This is a genomic window from Arthrobacter sp. MA-N2, assembly GCF_000517125.1.
In the GTDB taxonomy this organism is placed as follows: domain Bacteria; phylum Actinomycetota; class Actinomycetes; order Actinomycetales; family Micrococcaceae; genus Arthrobacter; species Arthrobacter methylotrophus.
On record NZ_KI912155.1, the window covers coordinates 2,592,034 to 2,618,193 of the forward strand.

Annotated in this window: 24 protein-coding genes and 1 pseudogene; 20 read left to right on the plus strand and 5 right to left on the minus strand. The window is 63.2% G+C overall.

The genetic code is table 11. The annotated features are described in order from the left end of the window. Positions 1-738 precede the first annotated feature (738 nt). Positions 739-1,566, minus strand: a complete 828-nt coding sequence (locus A3M3_RS28895; RefSeq protein WP_231497251.1) for a hypothetical protein — start codon at positions 1,564-1,566, stop codon at positions 739-741. Between the two features lie 6 nt (positions 1,567-1,572). Between A3M3_RS28895 and A3M3_RS28900 the strand changes: the two genes are divergently transcribed. From A3M3_RS28900 to xerD, 9 genes are all read left to right on the plus strand, one after another. After that, positions 1,573-2,439 (plus strand): hypothetical protein, encoded by an 867-nt coding sequence (locus tag A3M3_RS28900; RefSeq protein WP_231497252.1) that lies wholly within the window; start codon positions 1,573-1,575, stop codon positions 2,437-2,439. Then, the gene (locus A3M3_RS0112790) at positions 2,432-3,421 is read left to right on the plus strand and encodes an HAD-IIA family hydrolase (protein WP_028266668.1); all 990 of its coding nucleotides are present in this window, start codon (positions 2,432-2,434) and stop codon (positions 3,419-3,421) included. The genes A3M3_RS28900 and A3M3_RS0112790 overlap by 8 nt, the downstream gene beginning before the upstream one ends. A 9-nt stretch (positions 3,422-3,430) precedes the next feature. Then, entirely contained in the window at positions 3,431-3,640 is a 210-nt protein-coding gene (locus A3M3_RS24965) for a hypothetical protein (RefSeq protein ID WP_035741730.1), read from the plus strand. 2 nt (positions 3,641-3,642) lie between these two features. After that, positions 3,643-4,455, plus strand: coding sequence for a TlyA family RNA methyltransferase (locus A3M3_RS0112800; RefSeq protein WP_028266669.1), 813 nt, complete (start codon positions 3,643-3,645; stop codon positions 4,453-4,455). Positions 4,456-4,468: 13 nt separating this feature from the next. Then, positions 4,469-5,491, plus strand: a complete 1,023-nt coding sequence (locus tag A3M3_RS0112805; protein WP_028266670.1) for an NAD kinase — start codon at positions 4,469-4,471, stop codon at positions 5,489-5,491. A 3-nt stretch (positions 5,492-5,494) separates the two neighbouring features. After that, a complete protein-coding gene (gene recN / locus A3M3_RS0112810; RefSeq protein ID WP_028266671.1) occupies positions 5,495-7,231 on the plus strand; it encodes a DNA repair protein RecN in 1,737 nt (578 codons plus the stop codon). 212 nt (positions 7,232-7,443) lie between these two features. Further along, complete coding sequence (locus A3M3_RS0112815; RefSeq protein ID WP_028266672.1) at positions 7,444-9,186, plus strand: CTP synthase; 1,743 nt, start codon at positions 7,444-7,446, stop codon at positions 9,184-9,186. A 27-nt stretch (positions 9,187-9,213) separates the two neighbouring features. Then, positions 9,214-9,876: an NUDIX domain-containing protein gene (locus A3M3_RS0112820; protein WP_028266673.1), complete on the plus strand. Its 663-nt coding sequence runs from the start codon at positions 9,214-9,216 to the stop codon at positions 9,874-9,876. A gap of 2 nt (positions 9,877-9,878) precedes the next feature. Next, entirely contained in the window at positions 9,879-10,841 is a 963-nt protein-coding gene (xerD, locus tag A3M3_RS0112825; RefSeq protein WP_028266674.1) for a site-specific tyrosine recombinase XerD, read from the plus strand. Positions 10,842-10,851: 10 nt separating this feature from the next. Here xerD and A3M3_RS24970 read toward each other — a convergent pair whose 3' ends face one another. Next, on the minus strand, positions 10,852-11,505 hold the full coding sequence (locus A3M3_RS24970) for a hypothetical protein (protein ID WP_051423156.1): 654 nt from the start codon (positions 11,503-11,505) through the stop codon (positions 10,852-10,854). Between the two features lie 55 nt (positions 11,506-11,560). Between A3M3_RS24970 and A3M3_RS0112835 the strand changes: the two genes are divergently transcribed. From A3M3_RS0112835 to A3M3_RS0112845, 3 genes are all read left to right on the plus strand, one after another. Next, positions 11,561-12,064: an 8-oxo-dGTP diphosphatase gene (locus tag A3M3_RS0112835; RefSeq protein WP_028266675.1), complete on the plus strand. Its 504-nt coding sequence runs from the start codon at positions 11,561-11,563 to the stop codon at positions 12,062-12,064. Positions 12,065-12,172: 108 nt separating this feature from the next. Next, on the plus strand, positions 12,173-12,682 hold the full coding sequence (locus tag A3M3_RS0112840) for an RNA polymerase sigma factor (RefSeq protein ID WP_028266676.1): 510 nt from the start codon (positions 12,173-12,175) through the stop codon (positions 12,680-12,682). 1 nt (position 12,683) lies between these two features. Further along, on the plus strand, positions 12,684-14,183 hold the full coding sequence (locus A3M3_RS0112845) for a hypothetical protein (protein ID WP_028266677.1): 1,500 nt from the start codon (positions 12,684-12,686) through the stop codon (positions 14,181-14,183). Positions 14,184-14,269: 86 nt separating this feature from the next. Here A3M3_RS0112845 and A3M3_RS0112850 read toward each other — a convergent pair whose 3' ends face one another. The 3 genes from A3M3_RS0112850 to A3M3_RS0112860 all read right to left on the minus strand — a co-directional run bounded on the left by A3M3_RS0112850 (position 14,270) and on the right by A3M3_RS0112860 (position 17,952). Continuing rightward, positions 14,270-15,421 carry a bifunctional 2-methylcitrate synthase/citrate synthase gene (locus tag A3M3_RS0112850; protein ID WP_028266678.1) on the minus strand — a complete coding sequence of 384 codons (1,152 nt, stop codon included), beginning with the start codon at positions 15,419-15,421 and terminating at the stop codon, positions 14,270-14,272. Positions 15,422-15,574: 153 nt separating this feature from the next. Next, on the minus strand, positions 15,575-16,288 hold the full coding sequence (locus A3M3_RS0112855; RefSeq protein ID WP_028266679.1) for a response regulator: 714 nt from the start codon (positions 16,286-16,288) through the stop codon (positions 15,575-15,577). Continuing rightward, positions 16,285-17,952, minus strand: coding sequence for a sensor histidine kinase (locus A3M3_RS0112860; protein ID WP_028266680.1), 1,668 nt, complete (start codon positions 17,950-17,952; stop codon positions 16,285-16,287). The genes A3M3_RS0112855 and A3M3_RS0112860 overlap by 4 nt, the downstream gene beginning before the upstream one ends. 149 nt (positions 17,953-18,101) lie before the next feature. Here A3M3_RS0112860 and A3M3_RS0112865 point away from each other — a divergent pair, with 149 nt between their 5' ends. The 8 genes and pseudogenes from A3M3_RS0112865 to A3M3_RS24980 all read left to right on the plus strand — a co-directional run bounded on the left by A3M3_RS0112865 (position 18,102) and on the right by A3M3_RS24980 (position 26,155). Beyond that, positions 18,102-19,427 (plus strand): cation:dicarboxylate symporter family transporter, encoded by a 1,326-nt coding sequence (locus A3M3_RS0112865; RefSeq protein ID WP_028266681.1) that lies wholly within the window; start codon positions 18,102-18,104, stop codon positions 19,425-19,427. A gap of 241 nt (positions 19,428-19,668) precedes the next feature. Further along, on the plus strand, positions 19,669-20,568 hold the full coding sequence (locus A3M3_RS0112870; RefSeq protein ID WP_028266682.1) for a ParA family protein: 900 nt from the start codon (positions 19,669-19,671) through the stop codon (positions 20,566-20,568). Between the two features lie 44 nt (positions 20,569-20,612). Continuing rightward, positions 20,613-21,545: a segregation and condensation protein A gene (locus A3M3_RS24975; protein ID WP_051423339.1), complete on the plus strand. Its 933-nt coding sequence runs from the start codon at positions 20,613-20,615 to the stop codon at positions 21,543-21,545. After that, positions 21,542-22,216 (plus strand): SMC-Scp complex subunit ScpB, encoded by a 675-nt coding sequence (gene scpB, locus A3M3_RS0112880; protein WP_028266683.1) that lies wholly within the window; start codon positions 21,542-21,544, stop codon positions 22,214-22,216. The genes A3M3_RS24975 and scpB overlap by 4 nt, the downstream gene beginning before the upstream one ends. A gap of 153 nt (positions 22,217-22,369) precedes the next feature. Further along, positions 22,370-23,590, plus strand: a complete 1,221-nt coding sequence (locus A3M3_RS0112885; protein WP_028266684.1) for a pseudouridine synthase — start codon at positions 22,370-22,372, stop codon at positions 23,588-23,590. A 4-nt stretch (positions 23,591-23,594) separates the two neighbouring features. Next, a complete protein-coding gene (locus A3M3_RS0112890; protein WP_028266685.1) occupies positions 23,595-24,701 on the plus strand; it encodes a prephenate dehydrogenase in 1,107 nt (368 codons plus the stop codon). Then, positions 24,701-25,414, plus strand: coding sequence for a (d)CMP kinase (cmk, locus tag A3M3_RS0112895; protein ID WP_028266686.1), 714 nt, complete (start codon positions 24,701-24,703; stop codon positions 25,412-25,414). Before A3M3_RS0112890 ends, cmk begins: the two co-directional genes overlap by 1 nt. Positions 25,415-25,439: 25 nt before the next feature. Next, positions 25,440-26,155, plus strand: a pseudogene (locus A3M3_RS24980) (lysophospholipid acyltransferase family protein). Positions 26,156-26,160: the final 5 nt, after the last annotated feature.

The window sequence follows — 26,160 nt, forward strand, 5'->3', positions numbered from 1 at the left end:
CCCCAACCCTCCATCACCTATACGTGAGCGGGCGTCCGGCCCTAACGCGGCATAGGTGAGCGGGCGTCGGCCCGGACCGCGGTATAGGTGAGCGGGCGTCGGCCCGGACCGCGGTATAGGTGAGCGGGCGTTCCACCCAACCCTCCATCACGTATCGGGCGTTTCACCCAAACCCTCCATCACCTACAAGTGAGCGGGCGTCGGGCCGGGACCGCGCATACGTGAGCGGGCGTCCGGCCCGAACCGCGCATACGTGAGCGGGCGTCCGGCCCAGCCGCGGGCCCGCCTCCCGGGAACCCAACCCTCCATCACCTATCAGGCGCTTCCCACAACCCCCGATCACGTATGCACCGGTTGCCAGCAACCCCCGATCACGTATCGGGCGTTTCACGCAAACCCTCCCTCACGTAGATGTGAGCGGGGGCCCGGCCGGGACCCGGCATATGTGAGCGGGCGTCGGCGCGGGAGTCGGTGTAAGTGAGCGAGGGTTGTTTGAGGATTCTGACTCTTTGGCTGCGCAAAGCGCAGACTCTCCGCCCTTGGACTTGGATCAGGAAGCCTGTCGGAGGGGCTCACTCAGGTTTGGGTGTTGTGATGATTCCCACGGGGAGCTGATTACTCGGCCCCTGAATGCGTTGGGGGATAGGTGTTCACCTAGAATTGCATGAGAGATACGAGCCGGATCCCGGCGGCGTGCGAACAAAGTACGGATAAGAGCGGCTGCGCATGCGCCAGTGGTCAGCTCACAACAGGAGGAACTCCATCATGGCTGAGCACAACAGCGGCAACCGCGGCAACTTCGGCGGTGGCCGTGGCGATCGCGGCCCGTTCCGCGCCAACAACAATTCCGGGGGCGAGCCGCGAGGATTCCGTTCCAGGGACAACCGTGATGGCACTCCCGGCACTGCCGGTGGCGATCGTGATCGTAAGCCGTTTGGTGATCGTCCTCGTCGTGATGGGGATGCGCGTCCGAGCTTTGGTGATCGTGATCGTAAGCCGTTTGGCGACCGTCCGAGTCGTGAGGGCGATCGTGATCGTAAGCCGTTTGGCGACCGTCCGAGTCGTGAGGGCGATCGTGATCGTAAGCCGTTTGGTGATCGTCCTCGTCGTGATGGGGATGCGCGTCCGAGCTTCGGCAATCGTGATCGTAAGCCGTTTGGCGACCGTCCGAGTCGTGAGGGCGATCGTGACCGCAAACCCTTTGGTGATCGTCCACGTCGTGATGGGGATGCGCGCCCGAACTTCGGCGACCGCGACCGCAAACCTTTTGGTGACCGGCCCCATCGTCAGGGTGACGGTGAGCGCCGCAGCTTCGGCGACCGTCCGGAGCGCGGCCCCCGCAAGTTCGATGGCCCCCGTGCCGAAGGACGTAGCTTCGGCGGCGGATCGTGGGAAGAGCGTCCCGCGCGGGTTCCGAACGCGGCGGATCTGCGCAGCGCCAACCGCCCGGACCGTGAGCGTTCGCCGGAGATCGACGACGACGTTACCGGTCAGGAGCTCGACCGGGTTACCAAGCACCAGATCAAGACCCTTGAAGGCACCAACGCCGATTGGGTTTCCAAGCACCTTGTCATGGCAGGTCGGCTTATCGACATCGACCCTGAGCTGTCGTTCCAGCACGCCTTGGCCGCTAGCCGACGCGGTGGCAGACTGGCAGCCGTCCGTGAAGCCGTCGGCCTGACCGCCTATGCGGCGGGCCACTATGGAGAGGCGCTTCGCGAATTCCGCACCTACCGTCGGATCAGCGGCTCCAATGTTCATTTGCCGCTCATGGCCGACTGCGAACGCGGTCTGGGGCGACCGGACCGTGCGCTGGATGTTGTCCGTTCACCCGAGGCCCAGGATCTTGACGCCCCCGGCAAGGTCGAGCTCGCTATTGTGGCCTCCGGTGCCAGGAGCGATCTTGGCCAGTTGGACGCCGCCGTGGCTGAGCTAGAGATCATTCAGCTCGACATCAATCGAGCCTTTTCCTACAGCCCGCGCCTGTTCCGTGCGTACGCTGACGCCCTGACTGCCGTGGGTCGCACGGAAGAGGCCGGCAAGTGGCAGCGGCAGGCGGTGGTTGCCGAGAATGCGCTAGGCGTAGGCGAGTTCGAAGACCCTGACATCATCGATCTCGGCGAAGACGATGAAAGGGAAGCCCCCAGGGCCCGCTTCCGGAACTTCGACGACAACCACGAGCGAGCCGAACAGCAGAACACCGAAGTTGCCCCGGCACGCGCAGAGACGGTGACCGATTCTGAAGCCTCGGGACAGGACGAGGTGGAACTTGACGACGTCGAGTCTGACTACTTCGAGTCCGATGATGCTGAGTCGGACCGCGATTCGGTCGAAGACGCCGAAGACGAGCACGATGAGCAAGCAGACGAAGGCGCGGACGACGCCGAAGAAAATGAAGAAAAAGCTTCCGAAGACGCCGAGGAGTCGACTAATGACTGAGGCCCCGCTCGTATCGCATTTTGACGCAGTTTTGGCCGACTTGGACGGAGTTGTTTATGCAGGTCCCCACGCCATCCCCGGTGCCGTGGAGTCCCTGCAGCGGCTTGGGTCCGTGGGGGTGGGGCTTGGATACGTCACGAACAACGCTTCCCGCACCCCTGCCCAGGTCGCGGCGCATCTTCGCGAACTTGGTGCACCTGCCGAGGACAACCAGGTGGTCAGCTCTTCGCAGGCCGCCGGAGATCTTTTGGCCGGGCTCCTTGCTCCCGGTTCGCGGGTGCTGATTACCGGCAGCGCGGCGCTGGCGCATGAAATCGAACTGGTGGGCCTCACCCCGGTCCACAGCGCCGAGGAGAATCCTGTGGCGGTGGTCCAAGGCTTCAACCCGGAAATCGCGTGGAAGGACCTGGCCGAAGCATCCTACGTCGTGGCCGCAGGTGCCCTCTGGGTCGCTACAAACACGGACATGTCCATTCCCCAGACTCGCGGGATGGCTCCAGGGAACGGCACGCTCGTCGCCGCCGTCGCGTCTGCCACGGGCAAAAAGCCACGAGTCGCCGGCAAGCCGGAGGCCCCGCTCTTCCATTCCGCCGCGAGACGGCTCAAGTCGGAACGGCCGATCGTCGTCGGAGACCGCCTCGACACCGACATTCTCGGCGGGAACCGTGCGGGCTTCGCGACGGCAGCGGTCCTCACAGGAGTCGACACGCGCGAGTCCGTCCTTGCCGCACGAAGCTCGGAGCGCCCCGGTTACCTGCTGGCTGATCTCACGGAACTGTATGAGCCGTATCCGGAGATCGTCGAGGAGGACAGCGGGTTCCGCTGCGGAAAGGCTACCGCCGAAGTCCAAGATGGCCTCATCACCGTTTCCGGGTCCGAAAAGAATCTTGACGCTTGGCGTGCTGCCTGCGCGGCCTGGTGGGCCGCGCATCCCGACGCAGCGGAGGCTACTTCGCCGCGGCTGGAATGGCTGGAAAACTAGACTGGTCCAATGAGCGAGGTGAACGATCTCCCGGCGTACGCCGTCGAGCCGCACGATGCCCCTTGGCCGGACCACTTGGCCTCCACAGGGGACGGGGTCGTGGACTCGACCCTTGAGCGGCTGTCCGATATCCGCTCTGTCCCGGTGGCCGAGCATAGCGGCATATACGCCGAGATCCACGGCTCGCTGATGGCCGCCCTCGACGCAGAAGACCGCTGAGCATGCCCAGACTGGACCAGGAACTCGTCAGCCGCGGATTGGCGAGGTCGCGTACCCATGCCGCGAAGCTTATTGCGGATGGAAAAGTCAGGTCCGGAGGCAGCATTCTCGCCAAGGCGGCCCAGCAGGTCTCTGGGGAGACTGAGCTCGATGTCCAAGCTCACGCCGAGGACGCCTACGTCAGCCGGGCTGGTCACAAGCTGGCGGGTGCGCTGGCGGCGTTTCCCTCGGTCCTCGTGGCAGGAAAGCGGTGTCTCGACGCCGGCGCGTCCACTGGCGGCTTTACGGACGTGCTGCTCCGGCAGGGTGCCGCGCACGTGGTGGCGGTCGACGTCGGGCATGACCAGTTGGTGCCATCCTTGCGGAAGGACCCGCGCGTTACCGTCCATGAGGGCCTCAACGTCCGGTACATGGCTCCGGAGCAGATCGGCGGTCCGGCTGAGCTCACCGTGGCAGACCTGTCCTTCATTTCACTTACCCTGGTCCTGCATCCGCTTGCTGCCTGTACTGAACCCGGGGGAGACCTGGTCCTCATGGTGAAGCCGCAATTTGAAGTGGGCAAGGAACGCCTGAGCCGCACCGGGGTGGTCACCTCCGACCACGAGCGGCGCCGGGCGGTGGCCCAAGTGGCGAAAGGCGCCGTGGACGCTGGTCTTGAACTCTGCGGCTTGGCACCGAGTGCCTTGCCGGGCCAGGACGGAAATGTGGAGTACTTCCTGTGGATGAGACGCAGGATCCAGCCGGACTTGCCTAAGATCGAAGAGCGGGACGAGGAAGTTGCTGCACTGATGGAACGAAACTGGACCACCCACTAGAAAGCAGAACACCATGAGCAGGCGCGTTTTGGTCCTTGCCCACACCGGGCGTGAGGACTCCCTTCGCGCGGCCTGGGATGCCTGCGGGCAGCTTCACTATTCCGGTTTGATTCCCGTGATGCAGAAGTCGGAACTGGATGACATCGAACGGTTCTACGGCGTGGTCGATAAGCCGATCGAGATACTCCACGAGGACCTTCGCCTGGAGGACGTGGAACTCGTCATGGTACTTGGCGGCGATGGGACGATCCTGCGGGCTGCAGAGCTGGTCCGGAACGTGGACGTACCCCTGTTGGGCGTCAACCTCGGGCATGTCGGATTCCTCGCCGAGAGTGAACGGGCAGATCTTGCCCAGACGGTCGAGTGGATTGCCAGCCGCGAATACACGGTGGAAGAGCGCATGACCATCGATGTCCAGGTGTGGGTCCGGGGCCAGAAGATCTGGCACACGTGGGCTCTCAACGAGGCCGCCATCGAAAAAGCCGATCGGGAACGCATGATCGAAGTGGTGACGGAAGTAGATGAACGTCCCCTGACGTCTTTCGGCTGCGACGGTGTGGTGCTTGCCACCCCCACGGGCTCCACGGCCTATGCATTCTCCTCTGGGGGACCGGTGGTATGGCCTGAGGTCGAGGCCCTGGTGATTGTCCCCATCAGTGCCCATGCCCTCTTCGCGAAGCCCCTCGTGGTGTCTCCGCGGTCCAGGCTGGCCGTGGAGATTCTCTCCCGGACCGATGCCCAAGGCGTGCTCTGGTGCGATGGCCGACGTTCCGTGGACCTGCCGCCCGGCGCCCGCATTGAAGTAACCCGGTCTACCCGGCCAGTCCGCCTTGCCCGCACCCACCAGACGCCGTTTTCCGCACGGCTCGTGCGGAAGTTCGAGCTCCCCATTCACGGCTGGCGGGGTCCGGCACCCCGTTCCTCGGATATCCATACCGGTCCCACCCCCGTGGTCAGGACATTCAAGCCCAGCCCTTTGCCAACGCCCCAGGATGTGCGGACGGGCAGAGCGGCCGACCCCACCAAGGAGATGTAAACCATGATCGAGGAACTCCGGATCCGTGATCTCGGCGTCATCGCCGATGCCACATTGCCATTGGGGCCCGGACTGAGCGTCGTCACCGGCGAAACCGGTGCGGGCAAGACCATGGTGGTCACCGCCGTCGGCCTCCTTCTGGGGGCGCGCTCCGACGCCGGTGCGGTGCGTTCCGGTGCCAAATCAGCCTCTGCGGAGGCCCGGCTCATGCTTGAGCCGGGGCACGCCGCCGTTGAGCGGGCCGTGGAGGCAGGCGGCGATGCCGAAGAGTACGACGGCGGCACCCAGCTCCTGCTGGCCCGCACCGTGGGCGCGGATGGCCGCAGCCGTGCTTTCGTGGGCGGACGTTCGGCGCCGGTGGGCGTGCTGGCGGAACTTGGCGAAAGCCTCGTGGTGGTGCACGGCCAGTCGGACCAGATCCGGCTCAAGGGTGCCGTAGCGCAGCGGCATGCATTGGACCGCTTCGCCGGAGCCGACCTTGCTGCGCCCCTGGCGGAATACCAGGAGCTCTACGGCCATTGGAAGTCCAGCCAGGCGGAACTCGATACGCTCCGCAGTGAAGCCCGGGAAAGGCTACGCGAGGCGGAATCGCTTTCAGTCGCCCTGCAGGAAATCGACGACGTCGACCCCCAACCGGGCGAGGACGAATCCTTGAAGGCCGAGGCCGTGAAATTGGCCAACGTGGAAGAACTCCGTCTCGCAGCCGCAGCAGCACACGAGGGACTGATCTCGGAGGAGTTCGGCGAAACAGCCGATGCCACGACGCTGATCGACGCTGCCAAGCGGGCGCTGGACCAGGTTTCCCACCATGACGAGGCGCTGGCCGGGGCCGCCGCACGGCTCGCCGAAATCGGCTTCCTCATCAACGACATCGCGGGGGAGCTATCCAGCTACCAGGCTTCCTTGGACTCCGAAGGTCCCGAACGCCTTTCGGAGATCGAGGAGCGACGGGCAGCACTGGCCAAACTCATTCGAAAGTACGCCCCGAGCATCGACGAGGTCCTGGAATGGGCAGCGGCTTCGAGGACCCGGCTGGACGAATTGCAGGACGACTCCAGCAGGATCGAAGCCCTCGACGCCGAAGTGGCTGCGGCGGAGTCCACCCTGCGAAAGCAGGCTGCCCGCATCTCGAAAGCGCGGTCCAAGGCTGCGAAAGAGCTTTCCGCGCGGGTGAGCGCGGAACTCACCGCATTGGCAATGGCGGATGCCACCCTGATGATCGAGGTGGACAGCGATGGACAGCTGGGGCCACACGGTGTCGACGACATCTCGTTCCTGTTGCAACCCCATTCCGGCGCCCCGGCGCGCCCTCTGGGCAAGGGGGCGTCCGGTGGTGAGTTGTCCCGCGTCATGCTCGCCATCGAGGTGGTGCTGGCCGCTGTGGATCCGGTACCGACGTTTGTCTTCGACGAAGTGGACGCGGGCGTTGGCGGGCGTGCAGCTGTCGAGATCGGACGCCGGCTTGCCATGCTGGCGCGCCACGTCCAGGTGCTGGTGGTCACCCACCTTCCGCAGGTAGCTGCGTTCGCCGACCACCACATCCGGGTCACCAAGACCTCCGTCAGGGGGAGCGATGGGAAGACCGCCACGGGCTTCACCTCCAGCGATGTCCAGCTTCTTGACGACGAAGAGCGCGTGAAAGAGCTTGCCAGGATGCTGGCGGGCCAAGAAGATTCGGAGTCCGCGCGGGCCCATGCCCAGGAATTGCTGGACGACGCGAAGCTTCTACCTCAGGCGTAGCCACGGAGCTGCGCCCGTAGGACATCGCTCACAAGCGTGCCCGGCCAGGCTCCGGATCGAGCTGCTGCGGGGCTCGCAAGAAGCTACGGATTCCCGAGTGCCTGCGCTGTTTTTGGCGGGTTCGCCGAACGTTACCCTTGATCCTGGCGCCACGGCGGGGGACTATTGAGCATTTGGGGAAACGGTGAGCGGATCCTTTGGAGGCGCAATTGATGATAGGCTCGAATTCCGTGGTGCAGCGATCAAATTCCCGTGTAAATTCCCGGTTCCCGGGCTCGTCCAAGACGACCAAACACATCTTTGTCACTGGCGGTGTGGCGTCCTCGCTCGGTAAGGGACTGACGGCTTCGAGCCTCGGCCACCTACTGCGGGCACGCGGTTTGTCTGTAACTATGCAGAAGCTCGATCCCTATCTGAACGTGGATCCGGGCACAATGAACCCCTTCCAGCATGGCGAAGTCTTCGTCACCGACGACGGCGCCGAGACCGATCTCGACATCGGACACTACGAGCGGTTCCTCGATGAAAACCTCGAGGGCTCTGCCAACGTGACGACCGGCCAGATCTATTCGACGGTCATCGCCAAGGAACGGCGTGGCGAGTACCTCGGCGATACCGTCCAGGTCATCCCGCACATCACGGATGAGATTAAGCGCCGTATGCGCCTCCCCGCTGAAGGCAAGAACGCGCCGGATGTCATCATCACCGAAATCGGCGGCACCGTGGGCGACATTGAGTCGCAGCCTTTCCTGGAGTCCGCACGCCAGGTCCGCCAGGACATCGGCCGCAACAACGTCTTTTTCCTGCATGTCTCGCTGGTGCCCTACATCGGACCTTCGCAGGAACTGAAGACCAAGCCAACCCAGCATTCCGTTGCTGCGTTGCGTTCCCTCGGCATCCAGCCGGAGGCGATCGTGATCCGTTCGGACCGCGAAGTGCCCGAGGCCATGCGTGAAAAGATCGGACGCATGTGCGACGTCGATATCGACGCAGTGGTCAACGCCGCCGATGCTCCCAGCATCTACGACATTCCCAAGACGCTGCACTCCCAAGGCCTTGATTCCTACGTCGTCCGCGCCCTGGACCTTCCGTTCAAGGACGTCGACTGGACCAGCTGGGACAAGCTGCTCGAAGCGGTCCACAACCCCAAGCACCACGTTGAAATTGCGCTGGTGGGCAAGTACATCGACCTGCCGGACGCTTACCTCTCCGTAACCGAGGCATTGCGTGCCGGTGGTTTCGCAAATGAAACCAAGGTCAAGATTCGCTGGGTCCCGTCCGACGAATGTGAAACCCTCGAGGGCGCCACCAAGTCCTTGGCTGGCGTCGACGCCATTTGCGTTCCCGGCGGCTTCGGTATCCGCGGTCTGGAAGGCAAGCTCGGCGCGCTGAAGTTCGCCCGCGAAACCAAGCTTCCGGTGCTGGGCCTGTGCCTGGGCCTGCAGTGCATGGTCATCGAATATGCCCGCAATGTGGTTGGCCTTGAAGGTGCTTCCTCGAGCGAATTCGAGCCTGACTCCAAGTACCCGGTGATTGCCACGATGGAAGAGCAGCTGGACATTGTGGACGGCAAGGGCGACCTTGGCGGCACCATGCGCTTGGGGCTCTATGAGGCCAAGCTGGACGAAGGCTCCGTGGTCGCAGAGACCTATGGCACAACGACGGTCAGCGAGCGTCACCGCCACCGTTACGAGGTCAACAACAAGTACCGCGAGCAGATCGCAGCCGAAGGACTGGTGTTCTCCGGAACCTCTCCCGATGGCAAGCTGGTTGAGTTCGTGGAACTGCCCCGCGAAGTACACCCGTACTACGTCGCAACCCAGGCCCACCCGGAGCTCAGCTCCCGCCCTACCCGCCCCCACCCGCTGTTTGCCGGCCTCGTGAAGGCTGCGTTGGAGCGTCAGGCAGGCGTTGATTCGGCAGCAAAGTCGGCCCGCAAGGTAGCCGCGAAGTAATTTCCCACACCAACGAAGGACGGCGCGATGCCCGGTATTTCTGAAACTCCCAGTACTGTTCGGAAGGTTTCGGATATGCCGAGTCCGCGCCGTCTTTTGTCGTCGAGCAAGGTCTATGAGGGCCGCATTTGGGACGTTGTCAGCGACGCCTTCGAGCTAAATGAAGACGCCGGTACATTGGTCCGCGACTATATCGACCACCCTGGCGCTGTAGCGGTGCTGCCGATGAATGTCGACGGCGAAGTCCTGCTGCTCAAGCAGTATCGCCACCCGGTCGGCATGGATCTGTGGGAAATTCCTGCCGGGCTCCTTGATATTGCCGGCGAAGACTTCGTGGTGGGTGCGGCGCGTGAGCTGGCCGAGGAAGCCGATCTTACGGCCGCCACGTGGAATGTCTTGGCGGACTTCTTCAATTCGCCCGGGTCCTCGAGCGAAGCGATCCGAATCTATCTGGCGCGCGGACTCGGGGACGTACCCGAGTCCGAACGGCACATCCGCACGGAGGAAGAGGCAGAGATCGAGTTGGTGTGGGTACCTCTCGACGAAGCTGTTTCCGCGGTGCTGGAAGGCCGCCTGCACAACCCGTCCGCCGTCGTCGGGATCCTCGCGGCCGCCGCTGCACGGGCCGATGGCTTCAGGAGCCTGCGCCCGGGCAATGCCCCTTGGCCAGCTCACCCGAGCCAGCGCTGACCATGCCCCAGCTTGCGGACACCCGGATTCAAACGGCCATTGACCGCGCCGTGACGGACTATCTGCAGCACCTTGGCGTGGAACGCGGCCTCGCAAGCAATACGTTGTCCGCCTACCGCCGGGATCTGTCCCGCTATTCGAACTTCCTGGCCGCTGCCGGCGTCGACAAACCGGGGAACATCTCGCGCCACGACGTCACTGCCTTTGTTCAGGCGCTTGCGGACGGCTCGGACGGCGCAGCGGCTCTAGGAGTACGGTCCGCGGCGCGCACGGTGGTTGCCGTCCGCGGCCTCCATAAGTTTTGGGCTTTGGAGGGGACGACGACGGCGGATCCCGCCAGCGATGTCCACCCGCCCATGCCTGGCAAACGTCTTCCGAAGGCAATTAGTGTCGACGAAGTGACCCGGATTCTCGAAGCTGCCGGTGCCGATACCGCCACCGGCCTGAGGGACCGGGCCCTTTTGGAGTTCCTTTACTCCACCGGTTCCCGCATCAGCGAAGCCGTCGGGTTGGACGTTGACGATGTTTCCCTTGAAGTGGAGGCCGACGGGCCGGCGATCGTGAGGCTGTTCGGAAAAGGCTCCAAGGAGCGCTTGGTGCCGTTGGGTTCCTATGGTGCGCGCGCCGTCGGATCCTATGTGGTCCGTGGAAGGCCCGCGTTGGCCGGCAAGGGAAAAGGCACTCCGGCGCTGTTCCTGAATGCGCGCGGAGGCCGGATCAGCCGGCAGAGCGCCTGGACCATCCTGAAGACCGCGGCGGAGAAGGCCAACATCACCAAGGACGTCTCCCCGCACACCCTCCGGCATTCTTTCGCCACGCACCTGCTGGAGGGCGGCGCAGATGTCCGTGTCGTGCAGGAGCTCCTGGGCCACGCTTCGGTGACCACCACACAGGTGTACACCCTGGTCACTGCCGACACCCTGCGCGAGGTGTACGCGGCTGCGCATCCGAGGGCGCTCGGCTGAGGACGGTCCCTTACTGAAGCGCGTTGAAGGTCAGCTCCACGGCGTTCAAAAACAAGGCCAGAACCGACATGCCAAGACCGGCCACGAGCAGAAGGCCGGGATGGGCCAGACCCACCACCAGCCGTCTCAGCCGTGGCCGGGAGCGCAGGAATTTCCTGGGCACCCGTGAATTGGCGGGACTCTGGCTCCAGCCACGCAGGCGGCGCAGGAACCAGGCGCAGCGGACGATAAAGGCCATCCACAGCACCGAAATGACCAGCGGGACAGCTGCCACCAGCAAGTTAAAACCCAGGGATGTCACCTCGCGCTCGGAATTGCCTGCTGCGGCCTGGACGGTGGTGGAGATCGAGGCGCTCATGACCACTGAAACGCCCCACACGAGGAATGCAGTCACCAAGGCAAGGAATCGCACGAAGAAGTGCCCCAGCACTGATTCGTTTTGCGGTTTCAAATGCCTGCGGGGAGTCGCGTTCAGCACTGCCAGGGTGCACAGAAGCGTCGGTAGGGCGGCCATGCCGACCAACAGGTACCAACTCCACCCGGCAATATCCAGAAACTCATCGAGGACGATTAATAGTGCCCAGAACCCGGTCCAAGCCCACCCGGCGTAGAGCGGATTCCGGACCACCCAGCCAGGGAACCCCTCGCCCCCATCCACGCTCATGGGGCAACTGTAGCAAGGACCCACCTTCGAAGACCCACAGAGTTAGGCTTGGTCAATGACTGCAGCCCATGTCACCCTCTGTTTCTTGCTCCGCGACGGCGATGCGGGCAAGGAGGTGCTTCTTGGCCGGAAGAAGACGGGCTTTGGCACCGGGAAAATTGTGGGTGTGGGCGGGCACGTGGAGCCTGGAGAGACAGCCGCTGAGGCGGTTTGTCGCGAGGTCGATGAGGAAATCTTCGTCCGCGTGGAGGAGAAGCATCTCATTCCGGCCGGTACCGTGGACTTTCTTTTTCCCGCCAAGGCCGAATGGAACATGTTCACCACGGTGTATCTGACCGAGCGATGGACCGGCGAACCCGCCGAAAGCGATGAAATAGCTCCACAGTGGTACCGGGTGGCCCGACTCCCGGTCGAACAGATGTGGGCCGACGCCGAACATTGGTTGCCCGCCATGATTTCCGGCCAACGCATTGCAGTTGAGGTGGTGCTCGCCGATGACAACGAAAGCGTCGCCGAAGTGCACACCGCGGAATGGCTGGATTCGGGCGCTACTCTCTAACTCTTGAAAGATTCTCAAAAAGCTTGCAGTGAACTGTAACTTTGTCCGCCTGCCTGGAAATTACCTTCGTAGCCGGCAAATCCAGGCTCAATTTCAAAAGGGGGACCGATGCTTTCAGACCGGGAGCTGGAGTTTATTTCGCTTCATAAGGACTGTTACCCACGCGTATTCCGTTTTGTCCGGAGACGGGTGACTGATCCGGAATTGGCGCAGGAGCTCGCTGCGGACGTGTTCCGCGTGGCGTGGCAGAAATGGGACGACGCCGGAGTGCTTGAACCCGCTTGGCTATTTGCAGTGGCCCGGAACCTGCTGGGGAACGCCTACCGTAGCTACGAACGTCAACAAGCGTTGCATTTTCGGCTGATGGAGTCAGCGAGTGCCATTGAAGCAGATGGCAAAGGCAACGAACTCGTGGAGCACGCCATGGCTGCATTGCGGGAAAAGGACCGTGACGTCCTGCAACTCGCGTATTGGGATGAGTTCTCGATCGCGGAAATCGCCGGGGTGCTGCAATGCAGCGAATCGGCCGCAAAGGTGCGCCTGCACCGCGCCCGGGAGGCCTTCCGCAAGACGATGCCGGTCCAGGCCGGGACCGCTTCACAGAAAATGGGGGCATGAGATGGATGCCATCAAGAACTTGATTTCCGCTACCGATCCGCTGAAAACAGATCCAGCTGCGGTCCCCGACGCCGAGACCGTACTGCGGCAAATTGTCACGGACCGTTCCGAAGCCGTTGACAAGATGCCGCCGAATGTCCGGTCCTTGGCCGATGCCAAGCGGCAGCGCGCCGTTCGCATTGCTGGATTGCTCACTATCGCTGCAGCTGCCGTAACGGCTGGTGTGCTGGTAGTTTCAAATCTGGGCACCGTAAGGGGAGCCCCCGTTCCCGCCAACTCAGGGCTTGTGACTTCGGCTGCCACCGTGACGCCTTCAGCCTCGGCAACGGCCACACCGACAGCAAGTCAGGCTCCGGCGGTCCCATGGAAGACGTTCACAGACGCAACATCGCAGGCGACCTTCGAATTGCCTGATAGCTGGACCGTGATCGAGACACCCACGATGATTGCCGGCAAAGCGTATAACAGCGTCAGCGTCCGCAACCCCGCCAACAAGCAGGTTGCCGCACTGAACCTGGTCTACGACCGGACCATTGGTGGCTGCGCCGCACCTAAGCCGGTGGCCGTCCTGGATTCAGTGGATCTGGATATCCCGCAGAAGCCCGACAAGGTCGCTGAGCTTTCCGCGCTCAAAGGTTCCGCGCTTGGTCCGTCACGTTTTACGTTCACCGTGATTACAGGAGACCGCGTTTACGGGACCGTGGCGCTTTCAGAAGAACAGAAGCTGCCAGGAACGCCCGTGTGCCAGCAGATTAACGGCATTACCGGACCGAGTAATGTACCTTTCGTCGACTTCGGGGACGTCTGGGCGATGGCGGCCGATGGCTCCAACGCGCCGCTCGTGTTCAACTCGGTTGCGGAAGCTCGCGCGTACATGCAGACACAGGAATACCAGGACATGAAGCGGATGCTGATCTCGCTGTCACTGAAGCCAAGCAACGTGGCAACTTCGAATCTCTTCAAGAGCGACAAGGCCAACGTGCAATTCAGCCTTCCAGCCGGGTGGACAGCCAAGGATGTCCCTGCAGGGACCGCGGACTTCCCGGCCTCGGGGATTGAGGTCGCGGATGAGTCTGGCGGGAAGGTGGCGCATCTGTACTACGGCTCCGGTGGTGGCCTCGGTGGCGCCTGCGGTCCCAATGAGCGCTACAAAATGACGGAGCTTGATACGGCCCCATCGGCCTTGAACGGCGCATGGGCGCAGTCGGCGGGTGTCCGTTTCTCATACCGCATTCTGGATCAATCCGGGGTGGGCAAGGGTCTGAGCTATGAGGTGGGTCTGGTGGACAAGTCCAGCGGTCAACTGAGCGATACGTGCCCGGAATTGATGTACACAGTGGTCAGCGGCGCTCCCAAGGGCACGCTGTCCTTCGCGGACCGGGCTAGCCAGGGGTCGGGGGCCCCGACTTTCGCCACAATGGAGGATGCCAAGGCATACATGGGCACACCCGAGTACGCGAAATTGAAGGAAATGATCACCAGCCTGCAGCTCACGCAATAGCTTGAGTTTCGACGTCGGGCCGGTTAGGGAACCCTGCTCGCATGGACCCACTCAGGTGTCCGGCCCGCCGTCGTACGTTCCGAAGATTACGGCAGGTGCCGTTCGTCCACGCCGTTGTATTCGCTCAGGGGGCGGATGAGGGAGTTTGAGGCGGCTTGTTCCATGATGTGCGCGGTCCAGCCGGTGATGCGGCTGGCGACGAAGAGCGGGGTGAAGGTGGGGGTGTCGAAGCCCATGAGGTGGTACGTGGGTCCGGCGGGGTAGTCGAGGTTGGGTTTGATGGCTTTGGCTTCGTCCATGGCTTGTTCCAGCCCGTTGTACAAACCGAGAAGTTCCGGCCGGCCGTAGTGGGCGATCATCTTATCCAGGGCGGCCTTCATGGTGGGTACTCTTGAGTCGCCGTGTTTGTAGACGCGGTGTCCGAAGCCCATGACCTTCTTCTTTTGGGCGAGGGCGTCTTCCATCCAGGCTTTTGCGCGTGCGGCGGCGTCTTCGAGGGATTCTTCGGTGCGGATGCCGATCTCGTCGAAGGTGTGCATGACGGCTTCGTTGGCGCCGCCGTGCAGTGGTCCCTTGAGGGCACCGATGGCTCCGGTGACGGCGGAGTGCAGGTCCGAGAGGGTGGAGGTGATGACGCGGGCGGTGAAGGTCGAGGCGTTGAAGGAGTGCTCGGCGTAAAGGATCATGGAGACGTCGAAGGCTTCGACGACTTCGTCTACGGGTTCCTCGCCGAAGGTCATCCAGAGGAAGTTCGCGGAGTAGCCCAGGTCGTCCCGGGGTTCCAGTGGTTCGATGGCGTGGCCCGCAGCACGGCGGCGGCGTTGGTCGTAGGCCACCACGGCCGGCATGGCGGCGAAGAGGTCCTTCGCTTTTGCCAGGTTGGCTTCGGGGGAGGAATCTCCTGCCAGGGGGTGCAGGGCTCCGAGCACTGACGCTGCCGTCCGGCACACGTCCATGGGGTGTCCCGTGGTGGGCAGAGTGTCGATAACCTGCTTGACCACGGCGTCAAGGGCGCGGCCGGCACGCTCGCGGGCTGAGAAATCCGCCAGTTCCTCCTGGGTGGGAAGTTCGCCATGCCAGAGCAGGTAGGCGACTTCTTCGAAGCTGCATTTGGCGGCGAGTTCCTGGACGGGGTATCCGCGGTAGAGCAGCGAGTTGGTCTCGGGGTTGACCTTGGAGATCGCGGTGTAGTCGACCACGACGCCGGCCAGGCCCTTCTTGATCTCTTCAGCTGCCATGCCGGACTCCTTCGTTCATCGGCAAACGCTCCGGAATAGCCGGAACGCTTGCATCCCCTGATCGTTTCCAGCGTACGCTCTGCACCACATCCACTGCATCACGGCTGGCTTGGAACTCGCTGTGGTCCGCTGTTTGGGTGTCTGTTTGGACGGCTAGCTCCGATTCCAGCGATACTCGTTCTCCGGGCGCCCAGGGGCGCCATACCGCGGATTTCTGGTGACCATCCCGGCGTCGGCCAGGTACTCGAGATAGCGGCGCGCGGTGACCCGGGACATTCCCAAGGCTACGGTTGCCTCGCTCGCAGACACGGCCCGGCCAAGGCCCGCGAGAAGGTCCTTGACGGACTCCAAGCTGTTGGCGGAAAGGCCCTTGGGCAGTGGGAGTTCAGTGGGCGCACGGAGGCTGGCGAACGCCTGATCCACATCGCTTTGCGAAGCGCCACTGGCTCGCGACCCGGACGCCGGCGCGGCAAGTTGCTCGCGGAACATGCGGTAGCTGGCGAGCTTGTCCGCAAACGTTGCGAAAGTGAACGGCTTTATCAGGTATTGGACCACACCGATTGACACTGCGCTGCGCACAATATTCACTTCCCTGACGGCTGTGATGGCAATGATGTCGGCGAGCAGCCCCGCAGCGCGCATCCGGCGGGCAACATCCAGGCCATGAAGGTCCGGTAAGTTCATGTCCAGCAGGACAAGGTCCACGGGCTGTCCTGCAGCAGCGAAATCGTTGAGTAGCCGGAGGGCCGATTGCCCGTCCGGCGCCGTTCCAGCAACAGTGAAACCGTCAATCCGGCCGATGTAGACGCCATGGGCATCAGCGGCTATAGGTTCGTCCTCGACAACGAGGACGCGTATTTCGGTCATTCGGCTTCTTTCCTGAAGTCCCCAGCGGGGATCACCACCCGGAACAACGCTCCGCCCAAGGCGCTCATGGATTCGCTGATGGACAGCGTACCGCCAAGCCGCTTCACTGCTTGCCGCACCAAGGCCAGACCAACACCGCGGGAGGGAGCTGCCTGCCCGGCGCTTTGGCCAATGCCCGCCGCTTTGGTGCTATATCCGTACTGCCAGACATCGTCCACGATACGGGGATCGATGCCGTTGCCGGAATCTGCAACCGTGAATGTGGTTCCTTCAGGTCCGGACCCGATGCCCAGTTCCACTTTCCGTGGCGGGGGAGCGGCAGCCGCAGCGTCGAGGGCGTTGTCCAGCAGGTTGCCCAAGATCGTCACCAGGTCCTGGACGGCCAAACCCTGGAGACCGTCCCCGCCGGACACCGTGACCGTGAGTTCTGCTCCGCGTTCGTGCGCCTCGGCCGTCTTCCCCATGATCAGCGCGCTGAGGACAGGCTCGTCCACTGATGCCACAAGGTGGTCCGTCAGCTGTTGGCTCAGTTCAAGGTCCTTGGTGGCAAAATCCAGAGCGTCAGCACTACGCCCGAGCTCCATGAGGGAAACGATGGTGTGAAGACGGTTGGCGTGTTCGTGCGTCTGTGCCCGCAAGGCGTCGGACAGGGTCTTCATGGTTTCCAGTTCGCTGCCCAGGGACTCGATTTCCGTCCTGTCCCGAAGCGTGGCGACGGTCCCGAACACGGCAGGCCGCTGCCGACCCCTCATTCCAGGCGGACCCACTGCCGGTGCTTGGTTCACCACCAGGATGCGCGAGCCGCTGAGGTGGATTTCGTCGTGCGCCGTCCGGCCGGATTCGAAGAGGCTGTTGAGGCTCGGTTCCAAGGGAAGATCCGAAAGGCGCGGGGGCGCCCCTGCGACGGGATCGACGTCGGACCGTTCCAGTCCCAGCAGCTCCGCGGCTTGGTCGTTGTACATGACTACCCTGCCGCCTGTGTCGATGAGGACCACGCCTTCGCGGACCGAATGGAGGACGGACTCGTAGTAGGCGAACAATTGCGCCAATTGTTCCGGCCCCCAGCCCCGGGTGACGGAGCGCAGGTATCGGCCCAGCAACCACGAGGCCAGGGAGCCTCCTGCGAGCATGGCCAGGGAGATGGCGATGATGGCGGGGAGCCGCGCCGACACGGCGACGTCCACGGTCCGCACCGTGACGCCCGCGGCCACGAGGGCCCGAACCGCGCCGGATGAATCCTCCACCGGAACGATCGTTCGTACCGACGGGCCGAGGGTGCCGGCCGTAACCTCGGTGAACGTCTGGCCGTGCAAGGCAGGATCAATGGTGCCGATGTAGGGCTTGCCGATTTCGTCGGGATTCGCATGGGTCCAGCGGGTCCGGTCCGGCGCCATGATGGTGATGAAGTCGGCGTGGGCATTGGCCATCACCACTAGGGCGTATGGCTGCAGGGCGGCGGAAGGATTCGGAGTGCCGGCTGCTTGTAGCACGAGGGGATTGGCTGCAATCGCAGCGGCAACAGCCTGCATGCGCTGGCCGGCGTCGTTGTAGGCCCGGTCCCTGGCGTCCACAAAGGCCGCCGTACCGACAACGGCGGTGAGCGCCAGGACGAACAGGAGGTTCGCCACAAAGAGTCTCCGGGCAATGCTCCAGCGTCGGATCACGCGCTCCTCCTTCGGCGAGTTCTGTGACCAATATGAACGCAACAGTGATGCATGTCACGCTGCCCCCAATGATGGATATCACAGCAGAGCGACGCAGGGACATTGCAGGAACCACGGCGCTTTCCAGAGTATCTAAAAGGAGCAAAGCCATGACCTCTCAAAGAGGAGAGATTGCACCCGCCAAGGCCGGGCGCAAGGGGCTGGACAAGTCGCATTACCTTTATATGGCCGTGATCGCCGCAGTTGTGCTGGGCGCCGTCGTAGGCCTGATGTTCCCTGAAGTCGGTAAATCCCTCAAGCCACTGGGTGACGGCTTCATCAAACTGATCAAGATGATGATCGCCCCGGTCATCTTCTGCACCATCGTCCTGGGGATCGGCTCCATCGCCAAGGCAGCAACAGTTGGCAAGGTGGGCGGACTTGCCCTGATCTACTTCCTGGTGATGTCCACCTTCGCCCTTGCCATCGGGCTGGTAGTAGGCAACATCATCCATCCGGGCGAGGGACTGAAGCTCGTCCCGTACAACCCCAACACCCCCACCTCCACGAACAGCACCGCTGACTTCCTGCTGGGCATCATCCCGGGCGACATCCCCGTCCTGCCCACGCTCCTGGCCGCCATTCTCGTGGGCTTCGCGCTGCAGCGCATGGGCTCCCAGGGCCAGCCGGTGCTCAAAGCCATCCAGCACGGCCAGGCCTTGGTCTTCCGCATCCTCATCATGATCATGTGGCTGGCACCCGTCGGCGCCTTCGGAGCGATCGCCGCCGTGGTCGGTGCTACCGGAGTAAAGGCTATCTTCGGAATGTTCACCCTGATGGTCGCCTTCTACATCACCTGTGCATTGTTCATCGTTGTGGTGCTAGGCACTTTGCTCCGGGTCGTGGCTGGCGTCAGCATCTTCCAACTGATGAAGTACCTCGCTCGCGAGTACCTGCTCATCTTCTCCACATCTTCCTCGGAAGCAGCACTGCCGCGGCTCATCGCCAAGATGGAGCACTTGGGTGTTTCCAAGCCGGTTGTAGGTGTCACGGTGCCTACCGGTTACTCCTTCAACCTGGATGGAACGGCCATCTACCTGACCATGGCCTCGCTGTTCGTCGCCAACGCCATGGGTATCCCGCTGGACCTCGGAGCCCAGGTATCGCTGCTGGTCTTCATGATCATCGCATCCAAGGGAGCAGCCGGAGTTTCCGGTGCAGGCTTGGCCACCCTCGCAGCAGGCCTGCAGGCGCACCGGCCCGAGCTTTTGGGCGGCGTCGGCATGATCGTAGGTATCGACCGCTTCATGTCCGAGGCCCGGGCGCTGACCAACTTCACCGGCAACGCAGTCGCCACAGTGCTGATCGGCACGTGGGTCAAGGAAATCGACCGTCAGCAGGTCACAGACGTCCTGTCCGGCACCAAGCCGTTCGACGAGCTGACCATGATCAGCCACCATGGCGACGTCGAGTCTAAGGAAGTTGTGGCCGCTTAGCGAGGCACGCAATCCGGACCCTTCAACGCTGGTAGGGCAGGCCCCCAAGGCCTGCCCTGCCAGCGTTTTGGCTGGCGTTTATCTAGAACCTTCTACCTCAACTAGAAGGTAAAGGCTCAAATTTCGGGGAATGTCAAGTTCCGCAGAATGCCGTGTCGGGCGCTGTAGCCTAGGTGGGGAGCAGTGCTGATGCTGGAGACAGCAGCAGGAAATGACCGTCGTGGAGAGAGTGGATAGATACGTGAGCAGCGATCGGGGAGCAACTACGCTGGAGGGCACGGATTTCGATCTGGAAGACGCCGTCATGGGGCCCACGGGCCGCCCGTACCGCGACTTCCCGGAACCCGCACCCTTGGCCTCCCATGGCCCGGCCCGGGTCATCGCCATGGTCAACCAGAAGGGTGGCGTGGGCAAGACCACTTCAACCATCAACCTCGCCGCTGCGCTCGCGGAATTCGGCCGTCGCGTCCTGCTCGTCGACTTCGACCCGCAGGGTGCTCTTTCCGCGGGCCTCGGTGCGAACCCGCATGAGCTTGACCTCACTGTCTACAACGTCCTGATGGACCGCAAAGTGGACATCCGTGACGCCATCCAGCAGACCGGCGTCGAAGGCATCGACCTTTTGCCGGCGAACATCGACCTTTCCGCGGCCGAAGTCCAGTTGGTCAACGAGGTTGCCCGTGAACAAGTGCTGGACCGCGCGCTCAAGAGCGTCGAGGACGACTACGACGTCGTGCTCATTGACTGCCAGCCGTCCCTTGGCCTGCTGACGGTCAACGCCCTGACGGCCGCGCACGGAGTCATCATTCCGTTGATCTGCGAATTCTTCGCCCTCCGCGCCGTGGCCCTTCTCGTCGAAACAATCGAAAAGGTCCAGGACCGGCTGAACCCGCGGCTTCAAGTGGACGGCGTGCTCGCCACGATGTACGACGCCCGCACACTGCATAGCCGGGAAGTCATTTCGCGGCTCGTGGAGGCATTCGGAGACAAGGTCTTCGAAACCGTCATCAAGCGTTCCATTAAGTTCGCCGACGCCACGGTTGCCGCTGAGCCCATCACCAGCTACGCCGGAAACCACATCGGTGCCGACGCCTACCGTCGGCTGGCCAAGGAACTGATTTCGCGCGGCGGCGCACCCTAGCCAGCGTGGCAGAGCCACTCACATCTGAAGCCGCGCCCGCCCTGATGGGCGCCGCCCCGCCGTCGTACTCTTCTGCAAGCAACGCGGACGACGCCGGAGCCTCGCCTTCCGGACGAAAGGCCGGCTTTGAGGTCCGGCTGGCCAACTTCACCGGCCCGTTCGATCTCCTGCTCGGCCTGATCTCCAAGCACAAGCTGGACATCACGGAAGTTGCGCTGGCCACCGTCACTGATGAGTTCATCAAGTACATCCGGCGCCTGCAGGAACTAGGGAAGGATTGGGCGCTGGACGAAGCCAGCGAATTCCTGGTCATCGCTGCGACCCTCCTGGACCTGAAAGCTGCGAGGCTGTTGCCGGCGGGAGAAGTCGAGGATGCCGAAGACATTGCCCTGTTGGAAGCCCGCGACCTTTTGTTTGCCCGGCTCCTGCAGTACAAGGCTTTTAAGCAGGTAGCCGCGATGATGTCCGGCACTTTGGAAGCCGAAGCCCGGCGCTTCCCGCGGCAAGTCGCCCTGGAAGGGCATTTTGCCGCATTGCTGCCTGAGCTGATTTGGCGCCACACGCCCGAACAGTTCGCGGCCCTTGCGGCCAAGACGTTGGCGCCGAAGGACCAGACGCCCGAGGAAGTGGGGCTGGACCATCTCCACGGCACGCCGGTAAGCGTCAAGGAACAGGCGGAAATCATCGGGTACCGCCTACAACGCGGAATGGCACAGTCCTTCAGGGCACTCATTGCCGACGCAGAGTCCACACTGGTTGTCGTGGCCCGGTTCCTGGCGCTGCTGGAATTGTTCCGCGATCGCGTGGTGGCCTTCGAACAGCCCGGACCGCTTGCGGAACTGACCGTCCGCTGGACAGGGCGCCCTGAAGGATGGAGTAGTGACGGCCTGAGCGATGAGTACGATTCCGTTGCTGAGATGGACGCCAACGCCCAAACTGACACCGATAGCATCCAGAAGGCAGGCGAACCGTTGTGAGCGGGCAAGAAACAGGCGGGGATGGCCTCGCCGAGCTTGAAGGACTTCCCGGTGGCGCTCGTGCGGCACTGGAAGCTGTCCTCATGGTGATCGACGAACCGGCCACCGCGGATGAGCTCGCCGCCGGGCTCAACGTGACAGTCGCCGTCGTCGAGGAATTGCTGGCGGGACTTCAGCAGGAGTACAGCGGCTATACTGTTAAAGCCCCGGGCAGGGACGCTGATGGCTTGCATGGTGAATTGAACGATGTAAGTAGCAGCGCTGCACCCCGGGGTTTTGAGTTGCGGAACGTTGCCGGAGGGTGGCGAATCTATTCACGGGCGGAATTTGCCGACGTCGTGGGCAGGTTCGTTCTCGAAGGCCAGACCGCGCGGCTGACGCAGGCAGCCCTTGAAACCATGGCGGTCATCGCGTACCGCCAGCCGGTTTCCCGGGCCAGGGTGTCGGCCATTCGCGGCGTCAATGTCGATTCGGTCGTCAGGACCCTTGTCCAACGCGGCCTGATCGAGGACTCAGGTACCGATCCTGAATCCGGGGCTGTCCTTTACCGGACCACCTCGTACTTCCTCGAGCGCATGGGCATTGGCTCGGTGGCGGAACTACCTCAATTGTCCCCCCACCTTCCGGGGCTGGAGGGCATCGAGGAGTTCTTCGACGCCGAACGCATGTAGTCGCGGGAAACAACCCAATGAATTTTAATGTTGCAAAGGGATTTACCAACGCCCGGTAAGTAGCGGGCGGAGTTGACACTGGGCAGATATTCTCTGCCCGGCTGGCTAATGTTGAGAAAGAACAAGCCGGCCACCATAACAAAAGGACGGGTCATGACACAGGCGGGACGCCAGGGTTCACCACGTAATAGTTCGGGACGAAACAGTTCCGGACGCAACGAGTCGCAAGACTCAGGCCGCAGTAGCGCAGGCCGCACGGGAGGCAGCAGCTTCGGTGCAGGCCGTGCCGGCGGCGCCTCCGGAGGCAGCAAGCGCAGCTTCTCCCCGGGCGGAGACCGCCCCTTCAAATCAACTCGTCCGCGTGAAGAGCGCCCCTTTGATCCGGACAACCCCACCACGGCCGGCGGCCGCGAGCGCCGTGAAGATGCCAAGCCAGCAAAGGCACCGCGCAAGCCCGGTTCCAACAAGCCCGGCTTCGGCAAAGCCCCGGGCACGCCCGGCGCATTGAAGCCCAAGGCCGGCAATAAAAAACAGTATGCTTCCCGTGCCTTCGGAAGCGAGCGCTTCGGGCAGAGCCTTGGTCCAATCCGCAAGCCTCGCGGCCGCCGCGGTGAGGTGGTTCAGTCCGAGCAGCACGACGCCGACGGCGTACGCCTTCAGAAGGTCATGGCCCAGGCAGGCGTGGCTTCCCGCCGCGTTTGCGAGGAAATGATCGAAGAAGGCCGCGTTGAGGTCAACGGCCAGCTCACCACTGAGCTTGGCATGCGCGTGGATCCCACCAGCGCGGTGATCCACGTCGATGGCATTCGCATCCAGCTCGATGACACCATGCTCTACATGGTGTTCAACAAGCCCAAGGGCGTCGTCTCCACGATGGAAGACCCTGAGGGTCGTCCCTGCATCAGCGACTTCCTCAAGTCTGCCAAGAACAAAGGTGAGCGCCTCTTCCACGTGGGCCGCCTCGACGTCGCCACCGAGGGACTGCTCTTGCTGACCAACGACGGCGAACTCGCCAACCGTTTGACGCACCCGTCGTATGAGGTGCCCAAGACGTACCTCGTGCAGGTCCGCGGTCCATTCCCGCAGGGCGTCGGCGCGAAGCTGAAGGCAGGCATCGAGCTCGAAGACGGAATTGCAGCAGTGGACTCTTTCAAGCTCGTGGATTCCACCCCGGGCCATGTGCTGATCGAGGTGGTGCTGCACTCCGGTAAGAACCGCATTGTCCGCCGCATGTTCGAGGCCGTCGGCTTCCCCGTGCTGCGGCTCGTGCGCGTCAAGATCGGCCCCATCGGCCTGGGTGACCAGCGCCAAGGCAGCATCCGTAACCTCGGCAAGCAGGAAGTCGGACACCTCCTGGCCTCCGTGGGACTGTAAAGGCATGTCGGCGTTCCACTCGCATGGCCGGGGCCACCTTGACGGTCCTGTGGTCGTTTTCGGTACCGGCCTGCTCGGGGCCAGCATCGGCCTCGGCCTGCGCGGCCGGGGTGTCCCCGTCTTCCTCTCAGATCCTTCGCCAACCAACCAGGCCGTCGCCGTGGACATCGGGGCCGGCCGGCCCCTGTCCGAGCTTGAAGGCGCACCTCAGCTGGTTGTCGTCGCCGCGCCGCCGGACGTCACGGCCGACGTCGTTCAGCGTGCCCTGGGTGAATACCCGGAGGCCGTCGTCGTGGACATTGCCAGCGTCAAGCTGGCCATCCAGGCTGATCTCCGGGGTCGTGGAGTGGACATGTCCCGCTACGTCGGGACGCACCCGATGGCGGGCCGCGAGAAGTCAGGGCCCGTTGCTGCCCGCGGCGAACTCTTCACCTCCATGCCGTGGGTGCTTTGTCCTTCCCAAGAGACCAGCGCCGATGCGCTCCAGACCGCTCGTTCCTTGGCTGGTGACCTGGGGGCGATCGTCTCGCAGTTCACGGCAGAGGAACACGATGAAGCCGTTGCCTTGGTCTCGCATTTGCCCCAGGTGATGTCATCGCTTCTCGCCAGCCGCCTGCAGGGGACACCGCTTCATGCGCTGTCCCTGGCCGGCAATGGGCTCCGGGACACCACCAGGATTGCTGCGAGCGATCCCACCCTCTGGGTCCAGATCCTTGGCAACAACGCAGCCAAGATGGTGAACATCCTTTATGGTGTCCGGGAGGACCTCAATCGCCTGATCAGTACCCTGGAGGATCCCACGGCTCCTGGTGCCCGCCTGGACCTTGCCCAGCTCATCAGCGAGGGCAACGCCGGGCAGGCCAAGATTCCGGGAAAGCATGGCGGACCCCCGCAGGCATACTCATGGCTTACAGTTCTGGTAGACGACAAGCCCGGGCAAATCGCCAGGCTGTTGACGGAGATCGGTGAGATCGGCGTCAACGTCGAAGACCTCCGCCTGGATCACTCGTCCGGGCAGAATGTGGGCATGGTGGAGCTTTCCGTCATGCCCAACAAGCATGACGTCCTTGTTGAAGCCTTGACCGACCGTGGATGGCGGGTACTGCAGTAATGACACGTGACCTTTTCGGCCCGGAGACCGTAGTACGTCCGGGCAAGCCGCTCGTCGTCGCCATCGACGGCCCATCCGGCTCCGGTAAGTCCAGCGTCAGCAAGGAAGTGGCCCGACGCTTGAAGCTCGCCTACCTGGACACAGGTGCGATGTACCGCGCGTTGACCTGGTACTGCCTCAAGACCGGCATCGACCTCACAGACGGCGCCGCCGTCGAGCAAGCTTCAAAGGATCTGCCGCTGGAATTGAGTACCAGCGCCAACGCCGAATATGTCAGTGTTGCCGGCGTGGACATCACGGAAGAAATCCGCGAGCCCAGGATCTCCTCTTCCGTCAGTGCGGTGGCAACCACCTTGGGGGCCCGCAATGAACTCATCCGACGCCAGCGGCAACTGATCGACCAGCACCACCGCCGCATGGTGGTGGAGGGACGGGACATCACCACCGTCGTCGCGCCCAATGCGGAAATCCGGATGCTGCTGACCGCCAGCGAGGAAGCCCGGCTGCGCCGCCGCGGCCTTCAGCTGGGCGGGACCCAGAGCAAAGAGCAGCTCGCCGCCCAAGTAATCCACCGCGATGCGAAGGACTCCACCGTGGTGAACTTCACCCAAGCGGCCGACGGCGTCGTCACCCTGGATTCCTCCGACCTGGACTTCGACGAGACGGTCGAAACGGCCCTGAGCATTGTAGGCAAGGTCATCTACGGTGACTGAAACCCGAATTCCGGCACGCTGGACCATGGTCTGGAGCCGGCCCGTCGGCTGGCTGGTGGACCATGTTCTGTACCGGACCACGGTGACCGGGCGCTCCAACGTTCCCAAATCGGGTCCGGTCATTTTCGCGGGCAACCACATCAGCTTCCTGGATGGGCCGGTGATGTTCGGCGCCGCCCCGCGGCCCATGCACATCCTGGTCAAGAAGGAGATGTTCAAGGGTTTCCTCGGAACGGTGCTGCGTGCCTCAGGCCAGATTTCGGTGGACCGCTCGGGCGGCCGCGGGGCGCTCCAGCGCGGGAGGCAAGTGCTCGACGCCGGCCGTTGCGTCGGTATTCTCCCGGAAGGAACGCGGGGGAGCGGGACCGCTGGCAGCATCAGCAACGGCGTCGCCTGGCTCGCCCTGATGTCCGAAGCAACAGTTATTCCCGTGGCGGTTCTCGGGACGCGAACTGGAGGCGAACACCGTGATTCCATTCCGCGTTTGCGCCGCCACCTTCACGTCAATTTCGGAGCCCCCTTCAGTGTGACCCGCAGAGATGGCGAGTCCGGGCGTGTTTCAATGGACAGGGCGGCCGCGGAGATCCGCGCTGCGCTGGCTGGACACGTCCAGGATGCCGTCGAGACCACCGGTCAGTCCCTCCCGTGGGACTAAAGGACCGGCCCACAGCCAATGCAGCACCACAGCCAATGCAGCACCGCCAAGAAGAAGTAGCCGGGACGCCGGCAGATCACCACTAAGGAAA

Bases quoted from the DNA above. Each gene is read 5' to 3' on its own strand.
- A3M3_RS28900 (WP_231497252.1), top strand. From the start codon at position 1,573: ATGGCAGGTCGGCTTATCGACATCGACCCTGAGCTGTCGTTCCAGCAC.
- A3M3_RS0112790 (WP_028266668.1), top strand. From the start codon at position 2,432: ATGACTGAGGCCCCGCTCGTATCGCATTTTGACGCAGTTTTGGCCGAC.
- A3M3_RS24965 (WP_035741730.1), top strand. From the start codon at position 3,431: ATGAGCGAGGTGAACGATCTCCCGGCGTACGCCGTCGAGCCGCACGAT.
- A3M3_RS0112800 (WP_028266669.1), top strand. From the start codon at position 3,643: ATGCCCAGACTGGACCAGGAACTCGTCAGCCGCGGATTGGCGAGGTCG.
- A3M3_RS0112805 (WP_028266670.1), top strand. From the start codon at position 4,469: ATGAGCAGGCGCGTTTTGGTCCTTGCCCACACCGGGCGTGAGGACTCC.
- recN (WP_028266671.1), top strand. From the start codon at position 5,495: ATGATCGAGGAACTCCGGATCCGTGATCTCGGCGTCATCGCCGATGCC.
- A3M3_RS0112815 (WP_028266672.1), top strand. From the start codon at position 7,444: ATGATAGGCTCGAATTCCGTGGTGCAGCGATCAAATTCCCGTGTAAAT.
- A3M3_RS0112820 (WP_028266673.1), top strand. From the start codon at position 9,214: ATGCCCGGTATTTCTGAAACTCCCAGTACTGTTCGGAAGGTTTCGGAT.
- xerD (WP_028266674.1), top strand. From the start codon at position 9,879: ATGCCCCAGCTTGCGGACACCCGGATTCAAACGGCCATTGACCGCGCC.
- A3M3_RS24970 (WP_051423156.1), bottom strand. From the start codon at position 11,505: ATGAGCGTGGATGGGGGCGAGGGGTTCCCTGGCTGGGTGGTCCGGAAT.
- A3M3_RS0112835 (WP_028266675.1), top strand. From the start codon at position 11,561: ATGACTGCAGCCCATGTCACCCTCTGTTTCTTGCTCCGCGACGGCGAT.
- A3M3_RS0112840 (WP_028266676.1), top strand. From the start codon at position 12,173: ATGCTTTCAGACCGGGAGCTGGAGTTTATTTCGCTTCATAAGGACTGT.
- A3M3_RS0112845 (WP_028266677.1), top strand. From the start codon at position 12,684: ATGGATGCCATCAAGAACTTGATTTCCGCTACCGATCCGCTGAAAACA.
- A3M3_RS0112850 (WP_028266678.1), bottom strand. From the start codon at position 15,421: ATGGCAGCTGAAGAGATCAAGAAGGGCCTGGCCGGCGTCGTGGTCGAC.
- A3M3_RS0112855 (WP_028266679.1), bottom strand. From the start codon at position 16,288: ATGACCGAAATACGCGTCCTCGTTGTCGAGGACGAACCTATAGCCGCT.
- A3M3_RS0112865 (WP_028266681.1), top strand. From the start codon at position 18,102: ATGACCTCTCAAAGAGGAGAGATTGCACCCGCCAAGGCCGGGCGCAAG.
- A3M3_RS24975 (WP_051423339.1), top strand. From the start codon at position 20,613: ATGGGCGCCGCCCCGCCGTCGTACTCTTCTGCAAGCAACGCGGACGAC.
- A3M3_RS0112885 (WP_028266684.1), top strand. From the start codon at position 22,370: ATGACACAGGCGGGACGCCAGGGTTCACCACGTAATAGTTCGGGACGA.
- A3M3_RS0112890 (WP_028266685.1), top strand. From the start codon at position 23,595: ATGTCGGCGTTCCACTCGCATGGCCGGGGCCACCTTGACGGTCCTGTG.
- cmk (WP_028266686.1), top strand. From the start codon at position 24,701: ATGACACGTGACCTTTTCGGCCCGGAGACCGTAGTACGTCCGGGCAAG.